Consider the following 26,183-nt stretch of genomic DNA (forward strand, 5'->3'; position numbering starts at 1 on the left):
AGACGGTGCGGAGCGCTCCGGCGGACGGGTGGAGAGGCGGTGTGGGGGGTGGAGGCGCATCGCCCCCTGTGGACCCGGGGGTTGGGCGGAAGGCCTGCGTTCGCTAGGGTCCTGGGCCATGGCACACAACCCCCACGCCCCGCAGCCGGGCCCCGAGGGCACTCACGACCCGGCGGGCAGCACGCAGATGTTCCGCGCGTTCGTCGACGACGGCGAGCCGCAGGGCAGGCAGCAGCCTGCCGTGACCTCGTCCGGCCCGAAGACCGGGGTGATCTTCGCGATCGTCGCGGTGGTCCTCGTCCTCGGCGGGGTCGCCTGGCTCGCGCTCGGCTGACCGTTCCCGCCCCGGCCGGCCCCGTCGCCCCTGTCGGGGCCCGGAGGTCTGCCCGGCGTCCACGTGCGCGTGGGCGCCGCCTTCCCGCACCGCTCCCGCGCCGACACGTCGACGCGGGAGCGTTCGCTTTTCCGCGCGGCGTACACCGTCCCGGACAGGGCGAGGCCGCCGGGGAGGCGGTCGTGCCGCCCTGCCCCGGCGGCCGGTGAGCCCTGGTGTGGCCGCCGTACGGACCCGCCGAGGGGTCAGTCGGCGATGAGCCCTTCCCTGAGCTGGGTGAGCGTCCGGGTCAGCAGCCGGGAGACGTGCATCTGCGAGATGCCGACCTCCTCACCGATCTGCGACTGCGTCATGTTGGCGAAGAAGCGCAGCATGATGATCTGCCGCTCGCGCGGGGCGAGCTTGGCCAGCAGCGGCTTCAGGGACTCGCGGTACTCGACGCCTTCCAGTGCCGCGTCCTCGTACCCCAGGCGGTCCGCCAGCGAGCCCTCGCCGCCGTCGTCCTCGGGGGACGGTGAGTCCAGCGAGGAGGCCGTGTAGGCGTTGCCCACGGCCAGGCCGTCGACCACGTCCTCCTCGGAGACCCCGAGCGCCTTGGCCAGCTCCGGCACCGTCGGCGAGCGGTCGAGCTTCTGGGCGAGCTCGTCGCTGGTCTTGGTGAGGGCGAGCCGCAGCTCCTGGAGACGGCGCGGGACCCGCACCGACCACGAGGTGTCGCGGAAGAAGCGCTTGATCTCCCCCACGACGGTCGGCATCGCGAACGTGGGGAACTCCACGCCCCGTTCGCAGTCGAAGCGGTCGATCGCCTTGATCAGGCCGATCGTCCCCACCTGGACGATGTCCTCCATGGGTTCGTTGCGGCTCCGGAACCGCGCCGCCGCGTACCGCACCAGCGGGAGGTTGAGCTCGATGAGTGTGTCCCGCACATAGGCCCGCTCCGGGGTGTCCGTTCCGTCGGGGCCCGAGGCGGGACCCAGCGCGGCGAGCCGCAGGAACAGGGAGCGGGACAGAGTGCGGGTGTCGATGGCTTCCGGCGAGCTGGTGAGCACGGCGGGTGCCGGCGCGCTCTTCGTGAGCGTGAGCACCTTCGAGCTGCCCTGTTCTGTGGACATGCCACCCCCTTGAGGTCGCGGACGGTCGCGGTGGCCACGACCATCGGAGGAACGCAGCCTCCACCTGAATACCGGAGGTGGGGCTGCGGCAAACGCGGTTCCAGCAGAATGTCACATGTCGGCAACACGCTGTAGTGACATGTCGACAAGTCAGCGCCGAAACTGCGCAGGAAACAGGGGGTGTGAGGCTTTTACGCCCCCCGATCCGGCCTTCCAGGGGTCTACCCGTTCCGGTTACGCTTCGATCCTGTTTGCTGATCGAAGTCGGGCGAAACTTCTGGCCAGAAGCCTTGACACATGCATCTGGGAGACGCCCAGTTCGGCGCTGATCTGTGACTGCGTCAGGTTGTTGTAGTAGCGCAGCAGCAGGATCCGCTGTTCGCGCTCGGGCAGCTGTACGAGCAGGTGCCGCACCAGGTCGCGGTGCTCGACCCCGGCGAGCGCCGGGTCCTCGTAGCCGAGCCGGTCGAGCAGTCCTGGCAGCCCGTCACCCTCCTGGGCGGCCTCCAGTGAGGTCGCGTGGTACGAGCGGCCCGCCTCGATGCAGGCGAGCACCTCGTCCTCGGAGATCTTCAGGAGCTCGGCGATCTCGGCGGTGGTCGGTGAACGCCCGTGTGCGGTCGTCAGGTCCTCCGTGGCCCCGGTGACCTGGACCCAGAGTTCGTGCAGCCGCCGCGGGACGTGCACGGTCCGTACGTTGTCCCGGAAGTAGCGTTTGATCTCGCCGACCACGGTGGGCATGGCGAACGTGGGGAACTGCACGCCGCGCTCCGGGTCGAAGCGGTCGATGGCGTTGATCAGGCCGATGGTGCCGACCTGGACCACGTCCTCCATCGGCTCGTTGCGGCTCCGGAAGCGGGCCGCCGCGTACCGCACGAGCGGCAGGTTCGCCTCGATCAGCGCGGTGCGCACCCTGTGGTGCTCCGCGGTGCCGGGGTCGAGGTCCTTGAGCCTCCCGAACAGCACCTGGGTCAGTGCCCTGGTGTCCGCGCCCCGGGTTCTGGTGGGCGCCGCGGGGTCGGGTGTCTCGGTCTGGACGTCGTCCGTCTGGACGTTCTGGGGCGGGACTTGAGGCGCTGTACTGGCCGGCACGGTGTCGCCACCCCTTTGCGGTCAACTACGGTCAACTCATCCGTCAAAAGCGGTCATAGCATCACAAGACATGTCCACTGTGTGCAAGCACCGCATGGAGTCGTGTTGAAGGGTATTTGGTTTAAACATGCCGAAAAGCCCCTCTCCTGTACGGGAGGGGCCGGCGGGACCGGAGGCCCGAAAGAGTCAGAAGGGGTAGTCGGCGATCACCCAAGTGGCGAACGCGCGCCACTGGCCGGCCGCCGCCTGGTGCTCGGGGTGCTCGATGTACCGCTTGAGCGCGTCCTCGTCGGCGACCGCCGAGTTGATGGCGAAGTCGTAGGCGATCGGCCGGTCGGTCACGTTCCAGGCGCACTCCCAGAACGTCAGCTCGGGGATCTTCCCGCCGAGCTCCCGGAAGGCCTCCGCGCCCGCGACGACCCGCGGGTCGTCGCGCTCGACGCCTTCGTTCAGCTTGAACAGGACCAGGTGGCGGATCATGGGGTTCCCCTAGTTCACGAGCTCGGACATGAAGTCTCCGACGCTCTCGGCGGCGCTCGAAATACCCTCGAACCCTATTTGGACGAGGTCGGCGCTCCGCTTGGGAGAGGTGATGATCGTGTACAGCACGAAGACCACAATCATGTAGAGCGCGATCTTCCTTGCTTGCGCCACGGCCCCGGTCCCTCCCCTTCGATCACCTGTGCAGTCGGGTGAGTCTAGCCGTACACATGGCCGTACAGGCTGGCCGTTTCCGATCACTGATGACGCTTTTAGGGTCGAAGGACCTGCTGATTCGGGCCCTTTGTCAGCGGCCGCGGCATACGCCGGGGAGGAGGATGGGGAGCGGGCCCGTCGCGCAGGCAGGATTGCGCGGGCCGAGGAACGGGACCTCCACGAGGTCCCCACCGCGTGACTTCCCCCCGACCGCGGCGAGGGCCTACGGCGCCCGTTCTCACCGGGGGAAGCGGCTTGTCCCCCCGATGCCGCTTCCCCCGACCTGACGACCGAAGGGCCCGGCGCATCGCCGGGCCCTTCGGTCGTCCGTCCGTGCGGGTCAGTCCTTCTTCAGGCCGACCGGGCCGGGAGCGGCGTCCTCGACGCCGGCTGCGGCACCGTTGCGCGGCGACGGGACGGTCACGGCCGTGACCACGGCGGCGTCCTCGGCGGCGAGGCGTTCCATGCCGCTCGTCGTCTTGAGGGGCTTCTCCTTGATGAAGAGCACCGCGACGAGTCCCAGGAAGGCGAACGGGGTGGCGATGAGGAAGAGGTCGCCGGTCGCGACGCCGTACGCGTGCTCGACGATGTTCTTCATCGGCTCGGGCAGCTTGGTCATGTCGGGCACGGCGCTGCCGTGGCCGCCGCCGGTCGCCGGGATCCCGTTCTCCGCGAGGCCCTTGGTCATCTCACTGGCCACCCGGTTGGCGAGGATCGCGCCGAGCACGCTGGTGCCGATGGTGCCACCGAGGCTGCGGAAGAAGGACAGCACGGAGGTGGCGGCACCGAGTTCGTGCGCGGGAACGTCGTTCTGCGCGGCGAGCACGAGGTTCTGCATCAGCATGCCGACGCCGATGCCCATGAACGCCATGTAGACGCTGAGCAGACCGAAGTGCGTGTCGGCGTCGATGGTCGAGAGCAGACCGAGGCCGGCCGTCATCACGACGGCGCCCGAGACGAGGTAGACCTTCCACTTGCCCGTCGCGGAGATGATCTGTCCGGCGACCGTCGAGGACACCAGCAGACCGCCGATCAGCGGAAGGCTCATGAGCCCCGCGACGGTCGGGGTCTTGCCCAGAGAGATCTGGAAGTACTGGGAGAGGAACACGGTCCCGGCGAACATCGCGATACCGACGAAGAAGCTCGCCAGGGTCGTGAGCGTCACCGTGCGGTTGCGGAAGATGTCCAGCGGGATGATCGGCTCCGCGGCCCTGGACTCGACGAAGACCGCCGCCACCAGGAGCAGCACGCCGACGGTCACCAGAACGACCGTCTGCCAGGATGCCCAGTCGAAGCTGTTGCCCGCGAGGGACGTCCAGATGAGCAGCGCGCAGACGCCGGCCACGATCAGGAAGGCACCCAGCCAGTCGATCCTGACCTGACGGCGCACGGTCGGCAGCTTCAGGGTGCGCTGGAGCAGCACGATCCCGGCCAGTGCGAACGGTACGCCGATGAAGAAGCACCAGCGCCAGCCGAGCCACGAGGTGTCCACGAGGACACCACCGATCAGCGGACCGGCGACCGTGCCCACGGCGAAGACCGCACCGAAGATCCCGGCGTACTTGCCGAGCCGGCGCGGCGGGATGATGGCGGCCATGACGATCTGGGCCAGCGCCGTCAGACCACCGGCGCCGATGCCCTGGATGACGCGGCTGATGATCAGTGTCACGACGTCCTGCGAGAAGCCGGCCACGAGGGAGCCGACCACGAACATGCCGAGCGAGAGCTGGAGCAGCAGCTTCTGGTTGAACAGGTCGGCGAGCTTGCCCCACAGCGGCACGGTGGCCGTCATGGCGAGCAGCTCGGAGGTCACGACCCAGGTGTACGAGGACTGGCTCGCGCCGAGGTCGGCGATGATCCTCGGCAGGGCGTTGGCGACGACCGTACCCGCGAGGATGGCGACGAACATGCCTGCCATCAGGCCGGACATCGCTTGGAGTATCTGCTTGTTCGACATGGAGGTGGGCGCCTGCTCAGGCGCCTCGGTAGCGGTCACGGTGTCCTTCTTCGGTACTGGAGCAGCAACAGGATCGGTGGTGCGCGGGGGTTGCGCCTACGGCCGGGGGAGGCCTTGCGACAACTGGGCGAAGACGTCCCTGAAGACCTCCGCCAGCACGGTCTCGCCAGGGCGGTCGCACCAGTGCTCGATGGCGACCCGCAGGGCGGTCTGGGTGACGGCGGCGAGGAGCTGGGGGAAGACGTCGGCCCCGGGCGGCCCGGTCGCGCCGGGGCGGGTGGCGTCGAGCCAGTCGGTGATGGCGACGGCGAGGGCCCGCTCTTCCGCCACGTGCGCCTTCAGACCGCGGTGGATGAGGTGGGGCGAGCGCTGGAGCACCTTGCACTGCAGGGTCCACAGCTCCTTGCGTGCCTCGAATCCGTCGAGTTCGGCGACGAGGGCGTCTCGTACGACGTCGAGCGGCGGCCGGTCCGCGGGGGCACGGCGCACGGACTCCCTGATCCGCTCGCCCACCTCGTCGTCGACCATGACGAACGCGTCGTCATGGCTGGGGAAGTAGTTGAAGAACGTCCTGGGTGAGACCCCGGCAGCCTCACTGATCGCTTCGACGGTGACGTTCTCGACACCGTGTTCGGCGGCGAGCCGCACGGCCGCTTCGGCGATGGCCCGGCGCGTGGCCTGCTTCTTGCGCTCCCGCAGCCCGGGTACGGATGTCGTCGTCTTCGCCACATCGTGCATAGTAGGCAAAGATGCACATCCTGCAAAATTATTTGCCGCTGGTCCGAACAGACCGCGGACCGGCCCGGAACGCAGAGAAGGGGCAGACCCTTTCGGGTCTGCCCCTTCATCCATCTGCGGTAGCGGAGGGATTTGAACCCTCGGTGAGTTTCCCCACACTCGCTTTCGAGGCGAGCTCCTTCGGCCGCTCGGACACGCTACCGAGAGAGAGCTTAGACCATGCCGGGCCCTGGTTCGAAATCCGTATCCCGCAGACGGGCCGGAGCGCCCGGACAGGGCCTCAGCGTTCCCGGAAGAACGCCGTCAGCAGGTCCGCGCAGAGGTCCTCGAGGACGCCGTGGATCACCTCGGGGCGATGGTTGAGCCTGCGGTCACGTACGACGTCCCAGAGCGAACCGGCGGCACCGGCCTTCTCGTCCCGTGCCCCGTAGACCACCCGGCCGATCCGCGACTGGACGAGCGCGCCCGCGCACATCGTGCAGGGCTCCAGGGTGACGACCAGCGTGCAGCCGGTCAGCCGCCAGGAGCCGAGGGCGGCGGCGGCCCGGCGCAGGGCGAGCACCTCGGCGTGGGCCGTCGGGTCGTGGGTCGCCTCGCGCTCGTTGTGGCCGACGGCGAGCAGCGCTCCGTCAGGGCCCAGTACGACGGCGCCGACCGGCACATCGCCGGCCGACGCCGCCTGCGCGGCCTCGTCCAGGGCCCGGCGCATGGGTGCCTGCCACGGGTCCCGTACGGGATCGGGGGAAGGCGGTGACTGGGGTGTGGGCGGTCGTGCGTTCACCCGCGGACCCTAACGGACGGCCTCCAGCACCTCGGCCGCTCCGAGCGCGTCCGCGATCTCCACCAGAGCGTCGGTGCGCAGGGTCAGCAGAACCTTCTCGGACAGGCCGAGGTCGGCGAGGACCCCGACTTCGCCGAGCGGCCCCGCCGGTACGGCGTCGGGGTCGTGGTCCGGATCGGGTTCGGTGGCATCGGTGTCGGCGCCGTCCCTCGGGCCCTCGTCCGGATCTCCGTCCTCCGTACCGTCGAGGCCGACGAGCTCCTCGAGTGCGGCGATCTCGTCCTCGGCCCCCGGTTCGCGGCCGAGCAGTTCATCGGTGAGCAGGATCTCCCCGTACGAGGAGCGGGCGGCGGCGGACGCGTCCGAGACGTAGATACGGGGGTCCTCCTCACCGTCCACCCGGACGACGCCGAACCAGGCGCCCTCCTGCTCGATGTAGACGATGACCGTGTCCTCGTCCACCGAGGCCTCACGAGCCAGATCCGTCAGGTCGGACAGGGTTTCCACATCGTCGAGCTCCGTGTCGCTCGCTTCCCACCCGTCTTCGGTGCGCGCGAGCAGTGCGGCGAAGTACACCGTGACTCTCCCACTGGTCTTAGGCGAATCGGTCCGACGGGAGGGCAGACGTTCATCCGGCTGCTCTGGGCCCCGCCCAATCGGCATCGTGGCAGAAACGAGCGCGCCGCGAGACCTCTTCGGCCGTTGCGTCGGCATCAGTTACCCGAGTGCGTGTCCGCCGATGGTGTTCTTACGGCCCCCGCGGCGGCCCTGCCGATCGTTCAGGGAACCGCCTCACCAGCGGAACGTACGCATCCGCATCTGTTGGCGCATACGGGCTGCGCGGGCGCGGCGCGGTTGGACCCGGTCCCGCAACTGCTTCGCCTCGTGGAGCTCACGGAGGAATTGGGCCCTGCGCCTCCGGCGCGCCGCGTCACTCTCCTGCGTGTCGGGCACGCTCTCCTGAGCGTCGGGCAGGTCGCGCACGTCGCGTCCGGCCTGCCGCTGACTCCGCCGCTCACCGTCGGGCACTCGACACACCACCCCAAGCCTGGGTCCGTATCCCCCACCTTCCCCCCGAACTGGTGACTGATGCCAGTGCGGACCGGCGGGAAGCCCGTCCGGGGCCCGGTTACTGTTGACGGCATGCGGATCCACGTCGTCGACCACCCGCTGGTCGCGCACAAACTCACCACGCTGCGCGACAAGCGCACCGACTCCCCGACCTTCCGGCGGCTCGCCGATGAGCTGGTCACCCTCCTCGCGTACGAGGCCACCAGGGATGTGCGGACCGAGCAGGTCGACATCGAGACCCCGGTGACGCCCACGACCGGTGTGAAGCTGTCGTACCCGCGCCCCCTGGTCGTCCCGATCCTGCGCGCCGGTCTCGGCATGCTGGACGGCATGGTGCGACTGCTCCCGACCGCCGAGGTCGGCTTCCTCGGCATGATCCGCAACGAGGAGACGCTTCAGGCGGAGACGTACGCCACGCGTATGCCCGAGGACCTCTCCGGCCGTCAGGTCTACGTCCTGGACCCGATGCTGGCCACGGGCGGCACGCTCGTCGCGGCCATCCGGGAGCTGATCAAGCGCGGGGCGGACGACGTCACCGCGGTCGTGCTCCTCGCCGCGCCCGAGGGCGTCGAGGTGATGGAGCGCGAGCTCGCCGGCACGCCGGTCACGGTGGTCACGGCTTCGGTCGACGAGCGGCTCAACGAGAACGGCTACATCGTGCCGGGGCTCGGCGACGCCGGTGACCGGATGTACGGCACCGCCGACTGACCTGGGCGGGTTCGGCCGGCCGGACCGGCCGGCCGCGTCAGCAGGAGGACGGTGCCGGGGACGGCTTCGTCAGGGCCGTGAGCGCCGATGCGGCCGCCGCGGGGGTGCTGAACGCCTTGAACTTCGTACCGATGATCAGATCGACGTCCGCCGTCCTGCGGGCGTCGGTCTTCTGCGCGGCCCCCGGCAGCTGAGTGCCGAGCACCGGGAACGAGCCGTTCATGGCCGTCGGGCCGCCGAGCAGCATCCCGGTGCCGGGCACCTTCTTGTCGTACGAGGCCGGGGCGTTGTCCACCTTGCCGATGACGAAGCCGCGCTTCTTGAGCTCGTCCGCGGCGGCCTTGGCCAGTCCGCTGCGAGGCGTGGCGTTGTAGATGTTGACCTTGATGGCCGCCGGTTTCGGCAATGCCTTGGCCGCCGTCGTCGCACTCGGCGTGGGGCAGACCTTCGGGCGGTCGGCCGCGTTGGCCTGCCCGTCACCGCCGGTGAAGACGTCGACGATCTGGAGTGTGCCCCAACCGGCCAGCCCGAGGGCCACCACGGCGGCCGCGGCCGAGAGGGCCAGTTTGCGGCGATGACGGGGGCGGCGCATACGGGGGTAGGTGTTACCCGTGATGCGGTACTTTCCGCCCATGCCGGGAGGGGTCAGCATGCTCATGGGCGCAGCGTAGTGCGACCTGGTGATGATGCCTACTAAACGATCAACCTATGGCACCCGTACGTGCATAAAAGCACCCGAAAGGCCCGAAATACTCCACGGGTGGGAGTGGCGGGGGCTCAGCCCATCTCGAGTACGCGGGCGTGCAGGACCTGGCGCTGCTGCAGTGCGGCGCGCACGGCGCGGTGCAGGCCGTCCTCGAGGTAGAGGTCGCCCTGCCACTTCACGACGTGGGCGAACAGGTCGCCGTAGAACGTGGAGTCCTCGGCGAGCAGGGTTTCGAGGTCCAGCTGCCCCTTGGTGGTCACCAACTGGTCCAGGCGGACCGGACGCGGCGCCACATCCGCCCACTGTCGGGTGCTTTCCCGGCCGTGGTCGGGATATGGCCGCCCATTTCCGATGCGCTTGAAGATCACACGGAAAGCCTACCGGGCAAGGGCCTCCGGGCGCAGCCAGGGAACAGGACTGCCGTGTCGTTGGAAACATCGCAAAAGCCGTGAAGTGCCGCCGGTCCGGCATGTGCGCGGGGGCGTCTCCGTGAGGCCGCCCGGGTGGCCGCGCGATGACAGGCCGGTGTCCGGGGCGCCGGCGGTCCCACGACGCCCGGTGCGTCGCTGCGCGGGCGGGGGCTGGCTCGACGCCCATCCGCCCGCGCGGCGGCGGCGCGCTACTCGGGGACGCCGTGCGCGTGGCCCTCGCGCAGGCCGCCGCTGCGGCGCTCGCCGGTGTCGGAGGCGGCCGGGACCGGGCGGGTCAGGGAGCCCAGGTCATGGGCGTAGGTGCCCACCGCGTGGGCGATCACATCGATGTTGGTGTCGAAGTGCCCCATGTCGACGTTGTCCAGGTCGTCGCAGGCCGCGTGGTAGCAGGGGTCGTAGGCGACACCGGCCGTACCGCCGTACGTCGCGGCCTGCGCGGCCGTCTTGATGCCCTCCGCGCCCGTGTCGGTGCCGCCCGCCGGGATGCCGGCCTCGATGAACGGCCCGTAGTCGGAGCGTCCGTTGAAGTCCGTGCCGGTGTGCGGCTTGTCCTCGCGGTCCAGGAACGCGTTGATGTCGTGCTCCAGTTGGGCCGAGCCCTCTGGGCCCGGGCCTTCGCCGACGCCGTCGGAGTTGTCGCCGTCGAAGACGAACTGCGCGCCGTTGGGGGAGGCGATCATGTCGAAGTTGAGGTAGAGCGCCGTCTTCTCGCGCTGTGCCGGGGAGAGTTTCGCGACGTACGCCTCGGAGCCCAGCAGGCCGTTCTCCTCGGCCGACCACCAGGCGAAGCGCACCTTGTTGGTGGGGTCACGGTGTGTCTTCGCCAGTTCCAGGGCGACTTCGAGGAGGCCGGCCGATCCGGAGGCGTTGTCGTTGATGCCCGGGCCGTCGGAGACCGAGTCGAGGTGTGCGCCGAGCATGACCGCCTTCGCCGCGTTCCCTCCGCGGGTCTCGGCCACGACGTTGCGGGTGGTGCGCTCCTCCTGGAGCTCACGGACCTCGAAGGCGACCTTCACCTCGCCCTCGGCCAGGTCCGCGACGAGCTTCTCGCCCTCGGCCAGGGTGAGTCCGCCGGTGGGGATCTTCCCCGATCCGACGTCGCCCAGGGTCCCGGAGAGGACTCCTTCGGTGTTGTTGTAGACCACCGCGCCCGCGGCGCCGGCCACGGAGGCGGCGGCCTGCTTCTCGGCGAACGAGCAGCCGCCCCGCTTGATGAGGGCGATCGTTCCGGTGAAATCGGCCGAGGCGTAGTCGGCTGCCTCGCAGCCGGTGGTGTCGTCGGCGGGGACGGCGACGAGAGCCGCGGTGATGCCGCCCTCCGGTGTGGAGGGGGTGTAGGTCATCGCCTTGATGCCGACGTCGCGGGGTGTGGGGGAGACCACGGAGAGTTTCTCGGCGAGGGTCTCGGTGTAGACGAAGTCGAATGTCTGGTAGCCGACGCGGTAACCGGCCTTGCGGAGCAGCTGGTGGACGTAGGCGGCGGAGGCGTCGTGGCCGGGCGAGCCGGCCGCGCGGTGGCCGTCCGCCGCGTCGGCTATCGCCTGGAAGCGTTCCAGGTGCCGGAACGCGTCCTTGGCGGACGAGCGGTCGACCAGCTTCCGCGCGAGCTCGGAGGCGTTCTTCGACGGGTCGTGCGGGGAGTGTCCGTGGTGCGGGGACGCGGCGAGGAGAAGCGGTGCGGCCAGGGCGGTGGCGGCCACAACAGCCATGGCTCTGCGACGTGTTGCGTGCACAGGAGTCCTTCCGGTCTGAACGGATGTGCAGGAAAGCTAGCGAGCCCGCCACCGTCTGTGAACAGCTGAGGCAGTTCCTGACCGGCCGCGTGGCCCGCCGCTGCTCGTGCGGGTGCAGGTTCCCGGCCGTCCGCCGGGTCCGTCCGTGATCACTTGGACCGCCCCGCAGCCTTGGCCGCCGCCTTCGCCTGCTGCTTGTACGCCCGGACCTCGGCGAGCGAGTCGGGCCCGGTGATGTCGGCCACCGAGCGGTGCGAGCCCTGTTCCCCGTACGCCCCGGCGGCCTCCCGCCAGCCGGGCGGGCGTACGTCGAACTGCTTGCCCAGCAGGGCTAGGAAGATCTGCGCCTTCTGGGTGCCGAATCCGGGCAGCGCGTTGAGCCGTTCCAGCAGTTCCGCCCCGGTGGAGGCGTCCTCCCAGACGGCTTCGGCGCGCCCGTCGTACTCGGCCACCAGGTACCGGCAGAGCTGCTGCACCCGCTTTCCCATGGCACCCGGGTAGCGGTGCAGGGCGGGCTTCTCGATGAACAGGCCGGTGAAGGCCTCCGGGTCGTACGCGGCGATCTCGCGGGCGTCCAGGTCGTCCGACCCCAGGCGCTGAGCCAGCGTGAACGGGCCGGTGAACGCCCATTCCATCGGGACCTGCTGGTCCAGCAGCATGCCGACGAGGGCGGCCAGCGGGCTGCGGGCCAGCAGCGCGTCCGCGGCGGGCTCCTGGGCGATCCGCACGCTGCGGGCCTTGCCGTTCCCACTCTTGGTCATGCAACCGATGATCGCGAGAGTGCCCGGAATCGGCGACTCGGTGGCCGGCGTGCGGTGCCCCCGCCTATCCGGCGGGCGGCGGCGGCAGCCGGGCCGCCCGCATCCGCAGATAGTGGGCCTCGGGTGCGCTGAGCGTGTGGTCCGCCGCCCGCAGGTAGGCGGAGCGGGCCGGTCCGGTGTCCCCGGCCTCGTCCAGCAGATGGGCTCGTACGGCATCCAGCCGGTGGTGGCCCGCCAGCCGGTCCTCCAGGGCCGTCACGGCGTCCAGCCCGGCCCGGGGGCCCTCCACCATGGCGAGAGCCACCGCCCGGCCGAGTTCCGCCATCGGGTCCGGCCCACGACGCACGAGCAGGTCGTACAGGGCGAGGATCTGCGGCCAGTCGGTGTCCTCGGCGCGGGCCGCCTCGTCGTGCAGTGCGGCGATGGCCGCCTGCAGCTGGTACGCCCCGGCGGGGCCCTGGGACAGGGCCTCCTCCACCAGCGCCGTGCCCTCGCCGATCGCCGCCCCGTCCCAGAGGGCGCGGTCCTGCTCGTCCAGCGGGACCAGCTCGCCGTGCGGTCCGCTGCGGGCGCCGCTGCGCGCCTCGGTGAGCAGCATCAGTGCCAGCAGCCCGGTCACCCGCCCGTCCCGGGGCAGGAGCCCGCGCACGGCACGGGTCAGCCGGATCGCCTCCCCGGCCAGGTCGGCGCGGTGCAGATCGCTGCCGGACGTCGCGGTGTACCCCTCGTTGAAGATCAGGTAGAGCACCTGCAGCACCGCGGCCAGCCTGCTGTCGTGGTCGTCGGGGCCCGGCCGCCGGAACGGCACGCCCCGCACCTTGTGCTTGGCCCGGCTGATTCTCTGCGCCATCGTCGCCTCCGGCACCAGATGGGCCCGGGCGATCTCGGCCGTCGTCAGACCGCCGACCGCGCGCAGGGTCAGCGCGATCTGCGCGGCGGGGGACAGCTCGGGGCGGCAGCAGAGGAAGAGCAGGGTGAGCGTGTCGTCGGCGGCCGGTGCACGGCTCTCCCCGGGCGGCGGGGCCGTGAACGCGTCACGGGGGGTGAGGGCGGCGGCCGTCTCCTCACGGCGCTGCCGAGCGGTGTCCCTGCGCAGCTGGTCCGTCAGCCGCCTGGAGGCGGTCCGGATGAGCCAGCCGCGCGGATTGTCCGGCAGCCCTTCGGCCGGCCACTGCCGGTAGGCGGCGATCAGCGCTTCCTGTACGGCGTCCTCCGCCGTGTCGAAGTGGCCGTAGCGGCGTACGAGCGCGCCGAGGACCTGCGGCGCGTGGTGGCGCAGCAGATCCTCGATTCCGGTCGGTCCGCCGTTCACACGTCCCCTCTCACCCGTGCACCGAGGAGGACCCGCGTCCTAGTCGGTGGCGCCCGCGGGCTCGCAGTCTCCGTCGTCGATCGGCCGGATCAGCACCGGGTAGACGGGCGCGCCCTCGGGCTGCGGACACCGGGCGACGCGCGCGGCGATCTCGGTGACCCTCTCCAGACTCTCGCAGTCGAGCACCCAGTACCCGGCGAGCTGCTCCTTCGTCTCCCCGTACGGGCCGTCCGTGATCACCGGCCGGCCGTCGGAGCCCGGCAGCACCGCGCGGGTCCTGGCGGGCTCGACCAGGCCGTTGGCGTCGACCATCTCGCCGGACTTGGCCAGATCGTTGTTGATGCCCTCCATGAAGGCGAACATCTCCTGCATGTCCTTCTTGCTCCAGGCCGGGCTCCCGTCGGACGACTCGCCGCTCATGGCCGCGTAGTCGGCCTGCGAACCCTGGACCATCACGAGGTACTTCATGGTTTCCCTCCTCGGCTCCTGCTCGCCGCCCCTCGTGGGCGACTTCCACAGGGGACGTCGAGGCCCGTGGCCGGTTCTCGACACCACGCGGGAGGATTTCCGAAATCACTCCGCCGCGCAGGCCGGGAAGCGGTCCCCGTAGAGTTCGGCTGCGTTGTCCGACCAACCCCGAGGTGCCGGCCGTGTCCCCCGCATCACCCCTGCCCGCCGTCCCTGCGCCCGCGCCCGCCGTGAGTGTCGTGGGGATCGGTGCCGACGGCTGGGCGGGCCTGCCGGAGACCGCGCGCGCGGTGCTCCTGGACGCCGAGCTCCTGATCGGTGGTGAGCGCCAGCTGGGGCTGCTCCCGCCGGAGTGCGGGGGCCGGCGTGTGTCCTGGCCCTCACCTCTGCGGCCCGCCGTACGCGGTCTGCTCGCCGATCACGCGAGGAGCAGGACCGCTGTGCTGGCCAGCGGCGACCCCATGTTCTACGGCATCGGCCGGGCGCTCACCGAGGAGTTGGGTCCCGGCGCGCTCCGCGTGCTGCCGCACCCGTCCTCGGTGTCGTACGCCTGCGCCCGGCTCGGCTGGCCGGTGGAGGACACCGCGACCGTCACCCTCGTCGGCCGTCCCACGGCCCGGCTGGCCGGAGCGCTGCACCACGGGCGTCGGCTGCTGGTGCTGTCCGCGGACGCCACCACACCCGCCGCGGTGGCCGCCCTGCTGCGGGACCACGGCTTCGGACCCAGCCGGATGCGGGTGCTCGAACAGCTCGGCGGCACGGACGAGGACTGCCTTGACGGCACCGCCGACGCCTGGGCGCATCAGCCCGGGGACCCGCTCAACATCATCGCGGTGGACTGCCGGAGCACCCCGGACGCCTTGCGCCTGGGTGCCGTACCCGGGCTGCCCGACGCGGCGTACGAACACGACGGCCAGCTCACCAAGCGCCATGTCCGGGCGGCCACGCTCGGGGTACTCGCGCCCGCCCCGGGCGAACTCCTGTGGGACGTCGGCGGCGGTTCCGGTTCGATCGCGGCGGAGTGGATGCGGACCCACCCGTCCTGCCGCGCCGTCAGCGTGGAACGCGATCCCGAACGGGCACGCCGCATCGCCCGCAACGCGGACCGGCTCGGAGTTCCCGGGCTGCGTGTGGTGACCGGCCGCGCACCGGACGTCCTGGCCGGACTGCCCGTGCCGGACGCCGTGTTCATCGGCGGAGGGCTCACCGCGCCGGGGCTGCTCGACACCTGCTGGGAGGCGCTGCCACCGGGCGGCCGGCTGGTCGCCAACACGGTGACGCTGGAGTCGGAGGCGCTGCTCACCGATTGGTACAAGCGGCTCGGCGGTGACCTGGTCCGTCTCGCGGTGGCCCACGCCGTGCCCGTCGGCGGGTTCACCGGCTGGCGGCAGGCCATGCCGGTCACCCAGTGGTCCGTTCAGAAAACCTCGCACGCTCCAGGAGACGACAGATGACCGTGTACTTCATCGGCGCGGGCCCCGGTGCCGCCGACCTGATCACGGTGCGCGGCGCCCGTGTGCTCGCCGCCAGTCCCGTATGCCTCTACGCGGGCAGCCTGGTACCGCGTGAACTGCTCGCCGAATGCCCGCCGGACGCCCGTCTCGTGGACACGGCACTGCTGGACATCGACCAGATCACCGCCGAGCTGCTGCGGGCCCACGGGGAGGGCCACGACGTGGCCCGGCTGCACTCGGGCGACCCGTCGGTCTTCAGCGCCGTGAACGAGCAGATGAGGCGGCTCGACGAGGCGGGGGTGCCCTACGAAGTGGTGCCCGGGGTACCCGCGTTCGCCGCGGCCGCCGCGGCGCTCAAGCGGGAGCTGACGGTGCCCACGGTCGGCCAGACCGTGATCCTCACCCGGATCGCCCAGCGGGCCACCGCGATGCCCGAGGGCGAGGACCTCGCCACGCTGGGCCGCAGTGGCGCCCTGATCGTGCTGCACCTCGCCGCGCGGTACGTCGACCGGGTGGTCGACGAGCTGCTGCCGCACTACGGGGCCGACTGCCCCTCCGCCGTGGTCGCCATGGCCTCGCGCCCGGACGAGATCATCCTGCGCGGCACCCTGGATTCCATCGCCGAGCAGGTGAAGGCCGCTGGGGTGATCCGAACAGCGGTGATCATGGTCGGCCGGACCCTGGGTGCGGAGCAGTTCCGCGACAGCCACCTGTACTCCCCGGAGCGGGACCGCCACACCTGCTGACGGGCGGGGGCGGGACGGGCGTGCCGTCCCGCCCTCCGTTCAGCGCGCCTCGCTGCGTCCCACGACGGCGCCCGCCCGGTCGATGCAGATGACGTCCACCGCGACCGGAGCTTCCCGGAGCACCGACAGGGCCTGGTCCCGGGCCGCGACCGCCACGAGGTCGCCCAGTGGCACGCCCGCCGCCATGCACGACTGCAGTGCCGCGAGGCCGGTGTTGGCGACCTCGATCTCAGCCGCCAGTGCCTCGCTCGCGCCGCCCTGACGTGCCAGTCGAGCCAGGAACGGCTTGTCGACCTGGGAGCGGCCCGAGTGCAGGTCCAGATGACCGGCCGCCAGCTTGGACAGCTTGGCGAAACCGCCGCAGATGGTCAGCCGCTCCACCGGATGCCGGCGTACGTACTTCAGTACCGCTCCCGCGAAGTCCCCCATGTCCAGCAGGGCGATCTCCGGCAGCCCGTACTCGGCCACCACCGTCTTCTCCGAGGTCGAGCCGGTGCACCCCGCGACATGCCGGTGCCCGGCTGCCCGGGCCACGTCCACCCCGCGGCGGATCGAGTCGATCCAGGCCGAGCAGGAGTAGGGCACCACGATGCCGGTGGTGCCCAGGATCGAGATTCCGCCCAGGATGCCCAGGCGAATGTTCCACGTGAAACGTGCGATCTCCTCGCCGTCGTCCACCGAGACCGTGATCTCGACGTCGCCGGTGCCACCGTGTTCCGCCGCCACCCGGGCGATGTGGTCCCGCATCATCTGACGGGGGACGGGGTTGATCGCGGGCTCCCCGACCTCCAGCGGCAGCCCGGGAAGCGTCACCGTTCCCACGCCGGACCCCGCTCGGAACACCACTCCGGACCCTGCCGGCAGCAGCCGTACGGTGGACCGCACCAGGGCGCCGTGGGTGACGTCGGGATCGTCGCCCGCGTCCTTGACCACGCCTGCCGTGGCCTGCCCCTCGCCGAGCTCTTCCACCGCGAGGGCGAATGCGGGGGTCTGGCCCTTGGGCAGGGTGATGGTCACCGGGTCGGGGAACTCGCCGGTCAGCAGCGCGGTGTACGCGGCCGTGGTCGCCGCCGTCGCACAGGCCCCGGTCGTCCATCCCGGCCGCAGACCGGTGTGCTTGAGTTGGGCGGCGCGCCCGCCCTGCGCCTCACTGCTCATGGATGGACCGATCGGATGCCCCTGCACGTACTCGTCCTCGGCGGCACGACGGAGGCCCGTCGAACGGCGGAGTCCCTGGTGGCCGCGGGCGGGTTCCGGGTGACCAGCTCGCTCGCCGGCCGCGTCGCCCGGCCGAAGCTGCCGCCCGGCGAGGTGCGTGTCGGAGGCTTCGGCGGAGCCGAGGGCATGGCCGGGTGGCTCCGCGCACACCATGTGGATGCGGTCATCGACGCCACCCATCCCTTCGCCGGAACGATCAGTTTCAACGCGGCCTCGGCCGCCGCCGCTGTCCATGTTCCCCTGCTGGCCCTCCGACGGCCCGGCTGGGTGCCCGTCGAGGGCGACCGGTGGCACCTCACCGACTCCCTCGACGGTGCGGCGGAGCTGCTGCCCGGGCTGGGGTCGCGCGTCTTCCTCACCACCGGGCGCATGGGCCTGGCGGCGTTCGCCGCACTGGACGCGCTGTGGTTCCTGATGCGCTCGGTGGACGCCCCCGAGGCTCCGCATCCGGCGCGGATGGAGGTCCTGCTGGACCGGGGGCCGTTCTCCCTGGAGGGCGAGCGGGAGCTGATCCGGATCCATCGCATCGATGTCCTCGTCACGAAGGACAGCGGCGGTGACGCGACCGCCCCCAAGCTCACGGCCGCCCGCGAGGCGGGGATCCCCGTGGTCGTGGTCGGACGTCCTCCGGTCCCGCCGGGCGTTCCGGTGGCGGGGACTCCGCAGGAGGCGCTCGCCCTGCTGCGGAACCTCACGAGCGCGTGAGCGCTGAGACCTCGTGACCCGACGTGCCCGTCGGCCTGCCGCCCCGCTCAGACTCCCGTACGGCCGTCGACGCGTTCCCGAAGGAGGTCGGCGTGGCCGCAGTGGCGGGCGTACTCGCCGATCATGTGCGTGTAGATCCAGCGCAGGGTGACCTGGCCGCCACCGCCGAACGGCACGGTGGCGTCGAGCGCGCGGGCCGCGCAGTGCGCCCTGGCCCGGCCGATCTCCGACTGCCACACGGCACGCGCCTGCGCGTACGTCGCGTCCTCGGCCAGGTTGAACCCGCCGTCCCTGCCCTCCGGGTCGGCCCCGGCGTCGTGGATCGGTGGGGCATCCTCCTGGGCGAGGACACGGCGGAACCAGTTCCGCTCCACCTCGGCCGCGTGCTGGACGAGCCCCAGCAGCGTGAGCTGCGACGGGGCGGCGGACGGCTCGCGGAGCTGGTCCTCCGTCAGGCCGTCGCACTTCTGGGCGAGCGTGACGCGGTAGAAGTCGAGCCAGCTCTCCAGGGAGGTCCGCTCGTCGGCGTTCAGGGGAGGCATATGGCGTACCGGATCACTCATGATCGCCATAGTGGCAGGAGGGTCCGACAACGGGCCGGGTCGTCACCCGGCACCGGCCCGTCGCCGGAACGGCTTCCTGGTCAGTCCTCCGGGTAGCGGCGTGGCGTCCAGACGATCTGACGGCCGCCACCCCGGTGCACCCACCGGGTCTGCGAGGAGCCGACGATGAGGATCGTCCGCATGTCGACCTCGGCCGGGTCCAGGTCACCCAGCCGAACCGTGCGCACGCTCTCCGCGGGACCTCCGACGTCACGGCCGAGCACCACGGGCGTGTCCGGGGAGCGGTGCTCCAGCAGCAGGTCGCGGGCCTTGCCGACCTGCCATGTCCGACTGCGTGAGCCCGGGTTGTACAGCGCCATGACGAGGTCGGCCGTGGCCGCCGCGCGCAGCCGTCCGGCGACGACCTCCCAGGGCTTGAGCCGGTCCGAGAGCGAGATGGTGGCGTAGTCGTGGCCCAGTGGCGCACCGGCCCTGGCCGCGGCGGCGTTGGCCGCGGTCACCCCGGGCAGCACCCGCACGGCGACGTCCGCGTACGCGTCCTGCGAGGCCACTTCCAGGACCGCGGTGGCCATCGCGAAGACCCCGGGGTCGCCTCCGGACACCACGGCGACACGGTGTCCGCGGCGCGCCAGGTCGAGGGCGAACTCCGCGCGCTCGGACTCCACCTTGTTGTCGGACCCGTGGCGCCGCTGGCCGGGACGGACGGGCACCCGGTCCAGGTACGTCGTGTAGCCGACCACGTCGTCGGCTGCGGCCAGCGCCCCACGGGTCTCGGGCGTCAGCCACAGCGGTCCGGCCGGCCCGGTGCCGACCACGACGACCTCGCCGGAACCGGGGCTCCGCTCGGGACGGGGCGCGTCGATCCGGCTCGGCAGCACGGCGACGGCGAAGTACGGCACGGAGCCCGCGTCGGTGTCCGCGAGGTCGCCGGTCCGCTCACCGGCCATGGTGGCGCGCTCGACGTAGCGTGCCTCGGGGAGCCGCCCGGAGGCTTCGAACGCCCGGCGCACGGCCGGGAACGTCCGGCCCAGCTTCATCACCACGGCGGAGTCCGTGGCCGCCAGACGTGCGGTCAGCTCCTCCTCCGGCAGGGTGCCCGGCAGGATCGTCAGGACCTCCTCGGCCTCGACGAGCGGGGTGCCGAGGCGGGCCGCGGCGGCACTGACCGAGGTGACGCCCGGGATGACCTCGGTGTCGTACCGGTCCGCGAGCCGCTTGTGCATGTGCTGGTACGAGCCGTAGAAGAGCGGGTCGCCCTCGGCCAGCACGGCGACGGTGCGTCCCGCGTCGAGGTGGACCGCGAGGCGGGCCGCGGCCTCGGTGTAGAACTCGTCCAGCGCGCCGCGGTAGCCGCCGGGGTGGTCCGTGGTCTCCGTCGTGACGGGGTAGACCAGCGCCTCCTCGATGTGGTCGGCGCGGATGTACTGCGCCGCGATCGAGCGGGCGATGGAGCGTCCGTGCCGGGCGGAGTGGTACGCGACGACATCGGCCTCGCCGATGATCTGCACCGCCCGCACGGTCATCAGGGCCGGGTCGCCCGGGCCGAGACCGACGCCGTACAGCCGTCCCGCGCCGCCTGTGTGCTGCTGCTCGGGCACGCTCACTCCTCCTCGCTGGCGATCGCGTTGAGAGCGGCGGCGGCGATGGCACTGCCGCCGCGCCTGCCCCGTACGACGAGGTGCTCCAGCCCGGACGGATGAGCGGCCAGGGCCTCCTTGGACTCGGCGGCCCCGATGAAACCGACGGGCACTCCGATGACGGCGGCGGGGCGCGGGGCACCCTCCTCGATCATCTCCAGCAGCCGGAAGAGGGCGGTGGGCGCGTTGCCGACGGCGACGACCGCGCCTTCCATCCGGTCCCGCCACAGCTCCAGGGCGGCCGCGCTGCGGGTGGTGCCCAGCTCCGCGGCCAGCCCGGGGACGGCCGGGTCGGAGAGGGTGCAGATCACCTCGTTGTCCGCGGGCAGCCGCTTGCGGGTGACGCCGCTGGCGACCATGGCCACGTCGCACAGGATCGGTGCGCCGGAGCGCAGGGCCGCGCGGGCGTCGGCCACCGCGTTCGGCGAGAAGGCGAGATCGCGTACGAGGTCGACCATGCCGCAGGCGTGGATCATGCGGACGGCGACCTGGCTCACGTCGGCGGGCAGCCCTGCCAGATCCGCCTCCGCGCGGATGGTGGCGAAGGACTGGCGGTAGATCGCCGGTCCGTCCTTCTCGTACTGGTGCACAGTGCCGTCGCTTTCTTCGTCTTCCTCGCCGAACAGGTCGGAGAGGGGGCCGGACAGGGGGTCATACGTGGTGGTCAGGTGCGTGCGCCCCGGGCCGTCGCCACGGCGGCGGCCAGCGCCGCCGGGTCGTCCCGTACCGTCGTCGTCGCGGTGGCCAGGTCGCCCCGGACGTGGGAGATCCGGTGTCCGCCCGGGGTGGCGACCACGTCGATCCACTCCCCGTGCGGATGGCCGCAGCGGCGTTCGCACCCGGACCAGTACACAGGGAGCCGTCCGGCAGGTCCGACGGCGGCCCCAGCCTCGGTCCGCACGTCGGCCAGCGATTTCGCGCAGCCGGGCCGGCCGATGCAGGCGCCCACCCCGGCCCACGGGGAGCCGGGCCCGGTGATCAGGCCGGCCTCGGCGAGGCCCGCCGACAGGCCCTCCGTCCGGCCGGGGCCGATGCCGGTGACGACGATGCCGCGCCACGGGGTGAGGCGCAGTTTCCCGGCGCCCGACAGCAACAGCCGCCACTGGGCCGGGACCAGCCGTCCCAGCGGTACACCGACGGACAGGGCGGACTCGCGGTGGCCGCCCACGACGGGGCCGTGGGCAGGCGGCAGGACTTCGAGGGGGCGGGGGCGGCGGCCCGTCGTGACGGTGGTGCCCGTCCGCCGCAGCCGACGGAGGACCTCGGCGGGCAGTGCGGCGGCGTCGGCGTCCGGCAGGTCCTTCACCCGCCAGGCGCCGGTCTCCCGGGCGGAGTCGAGGAAGGCTTCGGCGGCGGTCAGCGCGGCGCGGGGGCCCTCGGCGGCGGGGAGGCGGAGTACCTCGTCGACGTGCCCGACGCGCAGCAGGGCGTCGCCGTCGTCGTGGCCCAGCAGGGTGAGGTCGGCTCCGAGGGCGTCCACATCGCCGCGGCCGTCGTCGAGGGCGAACAGGAAACGTCCGGAGAGCGCCGTCGCGCCCGCGCTTTCGCACAGGAGACGGTCGAGGCCGGTCAGCCACGGTCCGACGTCGACGGACCCGAGGCCGTCGAGCCCGGAGAGCGGGGACGCGACGACGTTGCGCACGCGTTCATGACGTTCGGAGGGGAGCAGCCCGGCCTCGTCCAGCAGCCCGGCCAGCTCGGCACCGCAGTCCGGGGTGAGCCCGCGCAGCTGCACGTTCCCGCGGGAGGTGAGATGCAGCTCACCGTCACCGAAGCGCTCGGCGGCCTTCCCCAGCGCATCCGCCTGACGGGGTGTCAGCACCCCGCCGGGTATGCGGATCCGCGCCAGCGCACCGTCGTCCGCGCGGTGCAGACGCAGCGCGCCGGGGCAGGCGTCACCGCTGCTCCGGGCACACGCGTCGCCCGGCGACCGGGACGTAAGGGGGGAGGCGGACATGGCGGCGAGCATACCGACCGTGACCGTGGCGCAGCCCTACGGTCACTGTGACCTACGGGACACCCGCTGCCGCCCAGGCCCGGACGGGGGCCGTCTGGTCAGGACCCCCCTCCTCCCGCCTACTATGCCTAGCGGCGGTCCGTTCGGTCCGCCATCGCCGTACGGCGACATGGGAGGAAGCCCGGTGAGATTCCGGCGCGGTCCCGCCACTGTGAGCCCGGCCCACCGGCCGTGCGAGTCAGGAACTCCCTTTCCCAGGCTCTCGGTCCCGCCCGAGCAGCCGATCCGACACTGCCCGGGGCGTGGACACCCCGAGGAGGGCTGACGCCGCATGATCCTGCTCCTGTCGACGTCCGACACCGACCTGCTCAGCGCCCGTGCCGCGCAGGGACCGGTCAGCTACCGCTACGCCAACCCCTCCCGGCTCGCCCTCGACGACCTCCCGCAGCTGCTGGAGGGGGCCGACCTCGTCGTCGTACGCCTCCTCGGCGGTGTCCGTGCCTGGCAGGAGGGTCTGGACCAGGTGCTGGCCACCGGCAGGCCCGTCGTCGTACTGACCGGGGAACAGGCCCCCGACGCCCAGCTGATGGCCGCGTCGACCGTGCCCATCGGCATCGCGGCGGAGGCGCATGCCTACCTCGCGCACGGCGGACCCGCCAACCTGGAGCAGCTGGCCCGCTTCCTCTCCGACACCGTGCTGCTCACCGGCCACGGCTTCGAGCCGCCCGCCCCAGCCCCTGCGTGGGGCCCGCTGGAGCGGACCGCCCGTGACGTCACCGGCCCGACCGTCGCGGTGCTCTACTACCGCGCCCACCACATGAGCGGGAACACCGCGTTCGTCGAGGCGCTCTGCGCGGCCGTGGAGGACGCGGGCGCCCGCCCCCTCCCGCTGTACGTCGCCTCGCTCCGGTCGCCCGAACCGGAACTCATCGACGAACTCCGTGCAGCGGACGCCATAGTGACCACCGTCCTCGCGGCCGGTGGCACCAAGCCCGCGACCGCGTCGGCCGGCGGGGACGACGAGTCCTGGGACGCGGGCGCCCTCACCGGCCCCGACGTCCCGGTCCTCCAGGCGCTCTGCCTCACCAGCCCACGTGCCGCCTGGGAGGAGAACGACGAGGGCGTCTCCCCGCTCGACGCGGCCACCCAGATCGCGGTGCCGGAGTTCGACGGGCGTCTGATCACCGTGCCGTTCTCCTTCAAGGAGATCGACGAGGACGGTCTGCCCGCGTACGTCGCCGACACCGAGCGCGCCGCCAGGGTCGCCGGGATCGCCGTACGCCACGCGCGGCTCCGCCACATCCCGGCGGCCGAGAAGCGGATCGCGCTGGTCCTGTCGGCCTACCCGACCAAGCACTCCCGCATCGGCAACGCGGTCGGCCTCGACACCCCCGCCAGCGCCGTCGCCCTGCTGCGCAGGCTCCGCGAGGAGGGCTACGACTTCGGCCCCGAGGAGGAGATCCCTGGCCTGGTCTCCGGCGACGGCGACGAGCTGATCTACGCGCTCATCGAGGCCGGTGGTCACGACCAGGAGTGGCTCACCGAGGAGCAACTGGCCCGCAACCCGGTCAGGATCCCCGCCGCCGACTACCGCCGCTGGTTCGCCACGCTGCCCTCCGAACTGCGCGAGGCCGTGGAGGAGCACTGGGGCCCGGCACCCGGCGAGATGTTCCTCGACCGGTCCCGCAACCCCGAGGGCGACATCGTGCTCGCCGCCCTTCGCCGCGGCAACCTGCTCATCCTCATCCAGCCGCCGCGCGGCTTCGGCGAGAACCCGATCGCGATCTACCACGACCCCGATCTCCCGCCCTCGCACCACTACCTGGCCGCGTACCGCTGGATCGCCGCGTCCGCCGACGACAACGGCTTCGGCGCCGACGCGATGATCCACCTCGGCAAGCACGGCAACCTGGAGTGGCTGCCCGGCAAGAACGCCGGGCTCTCCGCCGCCTGCGGTCCCGACGCCGCGCTCGGCGACCTGCCGCTGGTCTACCCGTTCCTGGTCAACGACCCCGGGGAGGGCACCCAGGCCAAGCGCCGCGTGCACGCCACCCTCGTGGACCACCTCGTGCCGCCGATGGCGCGCGCCGACAGCTACGGCGACATCGCCCGCCTCGAACAACTCCTGGACGAGCACGCCCAGATCGCCGCGATGGACCCGGCGAAGCTCCCGGCGGTACGCGCCCAGATCTGGACCCTCATCCAGGCGGCGAAGCTCGACCACGACCTGGGCCTGGAGAACCGGCCCGAGGACGAGGGCTTCGACGAGTTCATCATGCATCTCGACGGCTGGCTCTGTGAGATCAAGGACGTCCAGATCCGCGACGGCCTGCACGTCCTGGGCGGCGCCCCGGCCGGCAAGGACCGCGTCAACCTGGTCCTCGCGGTCCTGCGCGCCCGGCAGATCTGGGGCGGCACGGCCTCGCTGCCCGGTCTGCGCGAGGCACTCGGCCTCGACGAGTCCGCCGCCACCCGCACCGCCGCCGACGAGACCGAGGAGAAGGCGCGCGCGCTCGTCCAGGCGATGGACGACGCGGACTGGGACCCGGCCGCCGTCGCCGGTGTGGCCGCCGGGCACCCGCAGGCGGTCGCCGACATCCTCGACTTCGCCGCCCGCGAGGTCGTCCCCCGCCTCGCCGCGACGACCGACGAGCTGGACCACGCGGTCCACGCGCTGAACGGCGGCTTCGTCCCCGCCGGCCCGTCCGGGTCCCCGCTCCGCGGCCTGGTGAACGTCCTGCCGACCGGACGGAACTTCTACTCCGTCGACCCGAAGGCCGTCCCGTCCCGCCTCGCCTGGGAGACCGGCCAGGCCCTCGCGGACTCGCTCCTGGAGCGCTACCGCGCGGACAACGGCGACTGGCCCACCTCCGTCGGCCTGTCCCTGTGGGGCACCAGCGCGATGCGCACCGCCGGTGACGACATCGCCGAGGCGTTCGCCCTGCTCGGCGTCCGCCCCGTCTGGGACGACGCCTCGCGGCGGGTCACCGGTCTGGAGGCGATCCCGTACGAGGAGCTGGGGCGGCCCCGTATCGACGTCACGCTGCGCATCTCCGGCTTCTTCCGCGACGCCTTCCCGCACACCATCGGCCTCCTCGACGACGCCGTACGCCTGGCGGCCTCGCTGGACGAGCCGGCCGAGCGGAACTTCGTGCGCGCCCACACGCAGGCCGATCTCGCCGAACACGGTGACGAGCGGCGTGCCACCACCCGGATCTTCGGCTCCCGGCCCGGTACGTACGGGGCCGGGCTGCTCCAGCTCATCGACTCGCGTGACTGGCGCACCGACGCCGACCTCGCCGAGGTCTACACGGTGTGGGGCGGCTACGCCTACGGCCGTGAGCTGGACGGTCGTCCGGCGCGGGACGAGATGGAGACCGCGTACAAGCGGATCGCGGTGGCGGCGAAGAACACCGACACCCGTGAGCACGACATCGCGGACTCGGACGACTACTTCCAGTACCACGGCGGCATGGTCGCGACCGTGCGCGCGCTGAAGGGCACCGCCCCCGAGGCGTACATCGGGGACTCGACCCGCCCCGAGACGGTGCGCACCCGCACGCTGGTCGAGGAGACGTCCCGGGTCTTCCGCGCCCGGGTGGTCAACCCCAAGTGGATCGAGGCGATGCGCCGCCACGGCTACAAGGGGGCCTTCGAGCTGGCCGCGACGGTCGACTACCTCTTCGGGTACGACGCGACGACGGGCGTGGTCGCGGACTGGATGTACGACAAGCTCACCGAGACGTACGTCCTGGACCCGACGAACCGCGAGTTCCTCCAGCAGGCCAACCCGTGGGCCCTCCACGGCATCGCGGAGCGCCTCCTGGAGGCCGAGTCCCGGGGCATGTGGGCGAAGCCCGATCCGGCGGTCCTCGACGCACTGCGCAAGGTCTTCCTGGAGACGGAAGGCGACCTGGAGGGCGAGGACTGAGGCGGGGCACCGGCCGGAGCAGCACCCGGCCGGGTGCCCCGCGGCCCTGCCTTGCCGCCTCTCCGCCGAGGG

At 71.8% G+C, this 26,183-nt stretch carries 26 protein-coding genes, 1 tRNA gene and 1 riboswitch; of the genes, 6 read left to right on the forward strand and 21 right to left on the reverse strand.

Annotated features, from left to right (window positions below; genetic code table 11):
* Window positions 1-118 precede the first annotated feature (118 nt).
* A complete protein-coding gene (locus tag JOC24_RS06980; protein ID WP_205019216.1) occupies window positions 119-334 on the forward strand; it encodes a hypothetical protein in 216 nt (71 codons plus the stop codon).
* A gap of 245 nt (window positions 335-579) precedes the next feature.
* Here the strand turns inward: JOC24_RS06980 and JOC24_RS06985 are convergent, their stop codons facing one another.
* From JOC24_RS06985 to JOC24_RS07030, 10 genes are all read right to left on the reverse strand, one after another.
* A complete protein-coding gene (locus JOC24_RS06985; protein WP_205019217.1) occupies window positions 580-1,446 on the reverse strand; it encodes an RNA polymerase sigma factor SigF in 867 nt (288 codons plus the stop codon).
* A 234-nt stretch (window positions 1,447-1,680) separates the two neighbouring features.
* On the reverse strand, window positions 1,681-2,538 hold the full coding sequence (locus JOC24_RS06990; protein ID WP_205019218.1) for an RNA polymerase sigma factor SigF: 858 nt from the start codon (window positions 2,536-2,538) through the stop codon (window positions 1,681-1,683).
* Window positions 2,539-2,724: 186 nt separating this feature from the next.
* On the reverse strand, window positions 2,725-3,018 hold the full coding sequence (locus JOC24_RS06995) for a Dabb family protein (RefSeq protein WP_205019219.1): 294 nt from the start codon (window positions 3,016-3,018) through the stop codon (window positions 2,725-2,727).
* Between the two features lie 9 nt (window positions 3,019-3,027).
* A complete protein-coding gene (locus JOC24_RS07000; RefSeq protein WP_205019220.1) occupies window positions 3,028-3,192 on the reverse strand; it encodes a hypothetical protein in 165 nt (54 codons plus the stop codon).
* A 382-nt stretch (window positions 3,193-3,574) separates the two neighbouring features.
* Entirely contained in the window at window positions 3,575-5,191 is a 1,617-nt protein-coding gene (locus JOC24_RS07005; RefSeq protein ID WP_205019348.1) for an MDR family MFS transporter, read from the reverse strand.
* Between the two features lie 96 nt (window positions 5,192-5,287).
* Window positions 5,288-5,929, reverse strand: coding sequence for a TetR family transcriptional regulator (locus JOC24_RS07010; RefSeq protein WP_205019221.1), 642 nt, complete (start codon window positions 5,927-5,929; stop codon window positions 5,288-5,290).
* A 117-nt stretch (window positions 5,930-6,046) separates the two neighbouring features.
* Window positions 6,047-6,131: transfer RNA gene (locus tag JOC24_RS07015), tRNA-Ser, on the reverse strand.
* Window positions 6,132-6,209: 78 nt separating this feature from the next.
* Window positions 6,210-6,638 carry a tRNA adenosine(34) deaminase TadA gene (tadA, locus tag JOC24_RS07020; protein WP_205019349.1) on the reverse strand — a complete coding sequence of 143 codons (429 nt, stop codon included), beginning with the start codon at window positions 6,636-6,638 and terminating at the stop codon, window positions 6,210-6,212.
* A gap of 81 nt (window positions 6,639-6,719) precedes the next feature.
* Complete coding sequence (locus tag JOC24_RS07025; protein ID WP_205019222.1) at window positions 6,720-7,286, reverse strand: tRNA adenosine deaminase-associated protein; 567 nt, start codon at window positions 7,284-7,286, stop codon at window positions 6,720-6,722.
* 216 nt (window positions 7,287-7,502) lie between these two features.
* Window positions 7,503-7,739 (reverse strand): hypothetical protein, encoded by a 237-nt coding sequence (locus JOC24_RS07030; protein WP_374104479.1) that lies wholly within the window; start codon window positions 7,737-7,739, stop codon window positions 7,503-7,505.
* 114 nt (window positions 7,740-7,853) lie between these two features.
* Here JOC24_RS07030 and upp point away from each other — a divergent pair, with 114 nt between their 5' ends.
* Complete coding sequence (gene upp, locus JOC24_RS07035; RefSeq protein ID WP_031097280.1) at window positions 7,854-8,489, forward strand: uracil phosphoribosyltransferase; 636 nt, start codon at window positions 7,854-7,856, stop codon at window positions 8,487-8,489.
* Window positions 8,490-8,526: 37 nt separating this feature from the next.
* On the opposite strand, the gene JOC24_RS07040 is transcribed toward upp, so the two are convergent.
* The 6 genes from JOC24_RS07040 to JOC24_RS07065 form a co-directional block, all read right to left on the reverse strand.
* The gene (locus JOC24_RS07040) at window positions 8,527-9,123 is read right to left on the reverse strand and encodes a LytR C-terminal domain-containing protein (protein ID WP_205019350.1); all 597 of its coding nucleotides are present in this window, start codon (window positions 9,121-9,123) and stop codon (window positions 8,527-8,529) included.
* A 143-nt stretch (window positions 9,124-9,266) separates the two neighbouring features.
* The gene (locus JOC24_RS07045; protein WP_014155093.1) at window positions 9,267-9,563 is read right to left on the reverse strand and encodes a type II toxin-antitoxin system VapB family antitoxin; all 297 of its coding nucleotides are present in this window, start codon (window positions 9,561-9,563) and stop codon (window positions 9,267-9,269) included.
* Window positions 9,564-9,814: 251 nt separating this feature from the next.
* Window positions 9,815-11,335, reverse strand: coding sequence for a M28 family metallopeptidase (locus JOC24_RS07050; RefSeq protein WP_205019224.1), 1,521 nt, complete (start codon window positions 11,333-11,335; stop codon window positions 9,815-9,817).
* 173 nt (window positions 11,336-11,508) lie between these two features.
* Window positions 11,509-12,120: an HhH-GPD-type base excision DNA repair protein gene (locus JOC24_RS07055; RefSeq protein ID WP_205019225.1), complete on the reverse strand. Its 612-nt coding sequence runs from the start codon at window positions 12,118-12,120 to the stop codon at window positions 11,509-11,511.
* A gap of 64 nt (window positions 12,121-12,184) precedes the next feature.
* Entirely contained in the window at window positions 12,185-13,432 is a 1,248-nt protein-coding gene (locus JOC24_RS07060; protein WP_307792647.1) for a sigma-70 family RNA polymerase sigma factor, read from the reverse strand.
* A 39-nt stretch (window positions 13,433-13,471) separates the two neighbouring features.
* Complete coding sequence (locus JOC24_RS07065; protein ID WP_205019226.1) at window positions 13,472-13,900, reverse strand: YciI family protein; 429 nt, start codon at window positions 13,898-13,900, stop codon at window positions 13,472-13,474.
* A 182-nt stretch (window positions 13,901-14,082) separates the two neighbouring features.
* On the opposite strand from JOC24_RS07065, the gene cbiE reads away from it, so the two are divergent.
* Both cbiE and cobM read left to right on the forward strand, forming a co-directional pair.
* The gene (gene cbiE / locus JOC24_RS07070) at window positions 14,083-15,354 is read left to right on the forward strand and encodes a precorrin-6y C5,15-methyltransferase (decarboxylating) subunit CbiE (protein ID WP_205019227.1); all 1,272 of its coding nucleotides are present in this window, start codon (window positions 14,083-14,085) and stop codon (window positions 15,352-15,354) included.
* Window positions 15,351-16,100, forward strand: coding sequence for a precorrin-4 C(11)-methyltransferase (cobM, locus tag JOC24_RS07075; RefSeq protein WP_205019228.1), 750 nt, complete (start codon window positions 15,351-15,353; stop codon window positions 16,098-16,100). Before cbiE ends, cobM begins: the two co-directional genes overlap by 4 nt.
* A gap of 39 nt (window positions 16,101-16,139) precedes the next feature.
* On the opposite strand, the gene JOC24_RS07080 is transcribed toward cobM, so the two are convergent.
* Window positions 16,140-17,258: a cobalt-precorrin-5B (C(1))-methyltransferase gene (locus JOC24_RS07080; protein WP_205019229.1), complete on the reverse strand. Its 1,119-nt coding sequence runs from the start codon at window positions 17,256-17,258 to the stop codon at window positions 16,140-16,142.
* Between the two features lie 15 nt (window positions 17,259-17,273).
* On the opposite strand from JOC24_RS07080, the gene JOC24_RS07085 reads away from it, so the two are divergent.
* A complete protein-coding gene (locus JOC24_RS07085) occupies window positions 17,274-18,023 on the forward strand; it encodes a cobalt-precorrin-6A reductase (protein ID WP_205019230.1) in 750 nt (249 codons plus the stop codon).
* Window positions 18,024-18,070: 47 nt separating this feature from the next.
* On the opposite strand, the gene JOC24_RS07090 is transcribed toward JOC24_RS07085, so the two are convergent.
* The 4 genes from JOC24_RS07090 to cobG form a co-directional block, all read right to left on the reverse strand.
* Window positions 18,071-18,586 carry a DinB family protein gene (locus JOC24_RS07090; protein WP_239579807.1) on the reverse strand — a complete coding sequence of 172 codons (516 nt, stop codon included), beginning with the start codon at window positions 18,584-18,586 and terminating at the stop codon, window positions 18,071-18,073.
* Window positions 18,587-18,666: 80 nt separating this feature from the next.
* Window positions 18,667-20,190, reverse strand: a complete 1,524-nt coding sequence (gene cobJ, locus JOC24_RS07095; RefSeq protein ID WP_205019231.1) for a precorrin-3B C(17)-methyltransferase — start codon at window positions 20,188-20,190, stop codon at window positions 18,667-18,669.
* Window positions 20,187-20,813, reverse strand: a complete 627-nt coding sequence (locus JOC24_RS07100) for a precorrin-8X methylmutase (RefSeq protein ID WP_205019232.1) — start codon at window positions 20,811-20,813, stop codon at window positions 20,187-20,189. The genes cobJ and JOC24_RS07100 overlap by 4 nt, the downstream gene beginning before the upstream one ends.
* A gap of 74 nt (window positions 20,814-20,887) precedes the next feature.
* On the reverse strand, window positions 20,888-22,192 hold the full coding sequence (gene cobG / locus JOC24_RS07105) for a precorrin-3B synthase (protein WP_205019233.1): 1,305 nt from the start codon (window positions 22,190-22,192) through the stop codon (window positions 20,888-20,890).
* A gap of 161 nt (window positions 22,193-22,353) precedes the next feature.
* Window positions 22,354-22,428: riboswitch (cobalamin riboswitch) on the forward strand.
* 83 nt (window positions 22,429-22,511) lie between these two features.
* Here cobG and cobN point away from each other — a divergent pair.
* On the forward strand, window positions 22,512-26,111 hold the full coding sequence (gene cobN, locus JOC24_RS07110) for a cobaltochelatase subunit CobN (RefSeq protein ID WP_205019234.1): 3,600 nt from the start codon (window positions 22,512-22,514) through the stop codon (window positions 26,109-26,111).
* The last annotated feature ends 72 nt before the right edge of the window (window positions 26,112-26,183 follow it).

The organism is Streptomyces sp. HB132, assembly GCF_016909575.1.
Classification (GTDB): Bacteria; Actinomycetota; Actinomycetes; order Streptomycetales; family Streptomycetaceae; genus Streptomyces.

Coding starts and splice junctions, on each gene's coding strand:
- JOC24_RS07065 (WP_205019226.1), bottom strand. CDS start 13,900: ATGAAGTACCTCGTGATGGTCCAGGGTTCGCAGGCCGACTACGCGGCC.
- JOC24_RS07040 (WP_205019350.1), bottom strand. CDS start 9,123: ATGGGCGGAAAGTACCGCATCACGGGTAACACCTACCCCCGTATGCGC.
- JOC24_RS07055 (WP_205019225.1), bottom strand. CDS start 12,120: ATGACCAAGAGTGGGAACGGCAAGGCCCGCAGCGTGCGGATCGCCCAG.
- upp (WP_031097280.1), top strand. CDS start 7,854: ATGCGGATCCACGTCGTCGACCACCCGCTGGTCGCGCACAAACTCACC.
- cobN (WP_205019234.1), top strand. CDS start 22,512: ATGATCCTGCTCCTGTCGACGTCCGACACCGACCTGCTCAGCGCCCGT.
- tadA (WP_205019349.1), bottom strand. CDS start 6,638: ATGCGCCGGGCCCTGGACGAGGCCGCGCAGGCGGCGTCGGCCGGCGAT.
- JOC24_RS07080 (WP_205019229.1), bottom strand. CDS start 17,258: ATGAGCAGTGAGGCGCAGGGCGGGCGCGCCGCCCAACTCAAGCACACC.
- JOC24_RS06980 (WP_205019216.1), top strand. CDS start 119: ATGGCACACAACCCCCACGCCCCGCAGCCGGGCCCCGAGGGCACTCAC.
- JOC24_RS07085 (WP_205019230.1), top strand. CDS start 17,274: ATGCCCCTGCACGTACTCGTCCTCGGCGGCACGACGGAGGCCCGTCGA.
- cobM (WP_205019228.1), top strand. CDS start 15,351: ATGACCGTGTACTTCATCGGCGCGGGCCCCGGTGCCGCCGACCTGATC.
- JOC24_RS07010 (WP_205019221.1), bottom strand. CDS start 5,929: ATGCACGATGTGGCGAAGACGACGACATCCGTACCCGGGCTGCGGGAG.
- JOC24_RS07090 (WP_239579807.1), bottom strand. CDS start 18,586: ATGAGTGATCCGGTACGCCATATGCCTCCCCTGAACGCCGACGAGCGG.
- JOC24_RS06985 (WP_205019217.1), bottom strand. CDS start 1,446: ATGTCCACAGAACAGGGCAGCTCGAAGGTGCTCACGCTCACGAAGAGC.
- JOC24_RS07005 (WP_205019348.1), bottom strand. CDS start 5,191: ATGTCGAACAAGCAGATACTCCAAGCGATGTCCGGCCTGATGGCAGGC.
- JOC24_RS06995 (WP_205019219.1), bottom strand. CDS start 3,018: ATGATCCGCCACCTGGTCCTGTTCAAGCTGAACGAAGGCGTCGAGCGC.
- JOC24_RS07050 (WP_205019224.1), bottom strand. CDS start 11,335: ATGGCTGTTGTGGCCGCCACCGCCCTGGCCGCACCGCTTCTCCTCGCC.
- cobG (WP_205019233.1), bottom strand. CDS start 22,192: ATGCTCGCCGCCATGTCCGCCTCCCCCCTTACGTCCCGGTCGCCGGGC.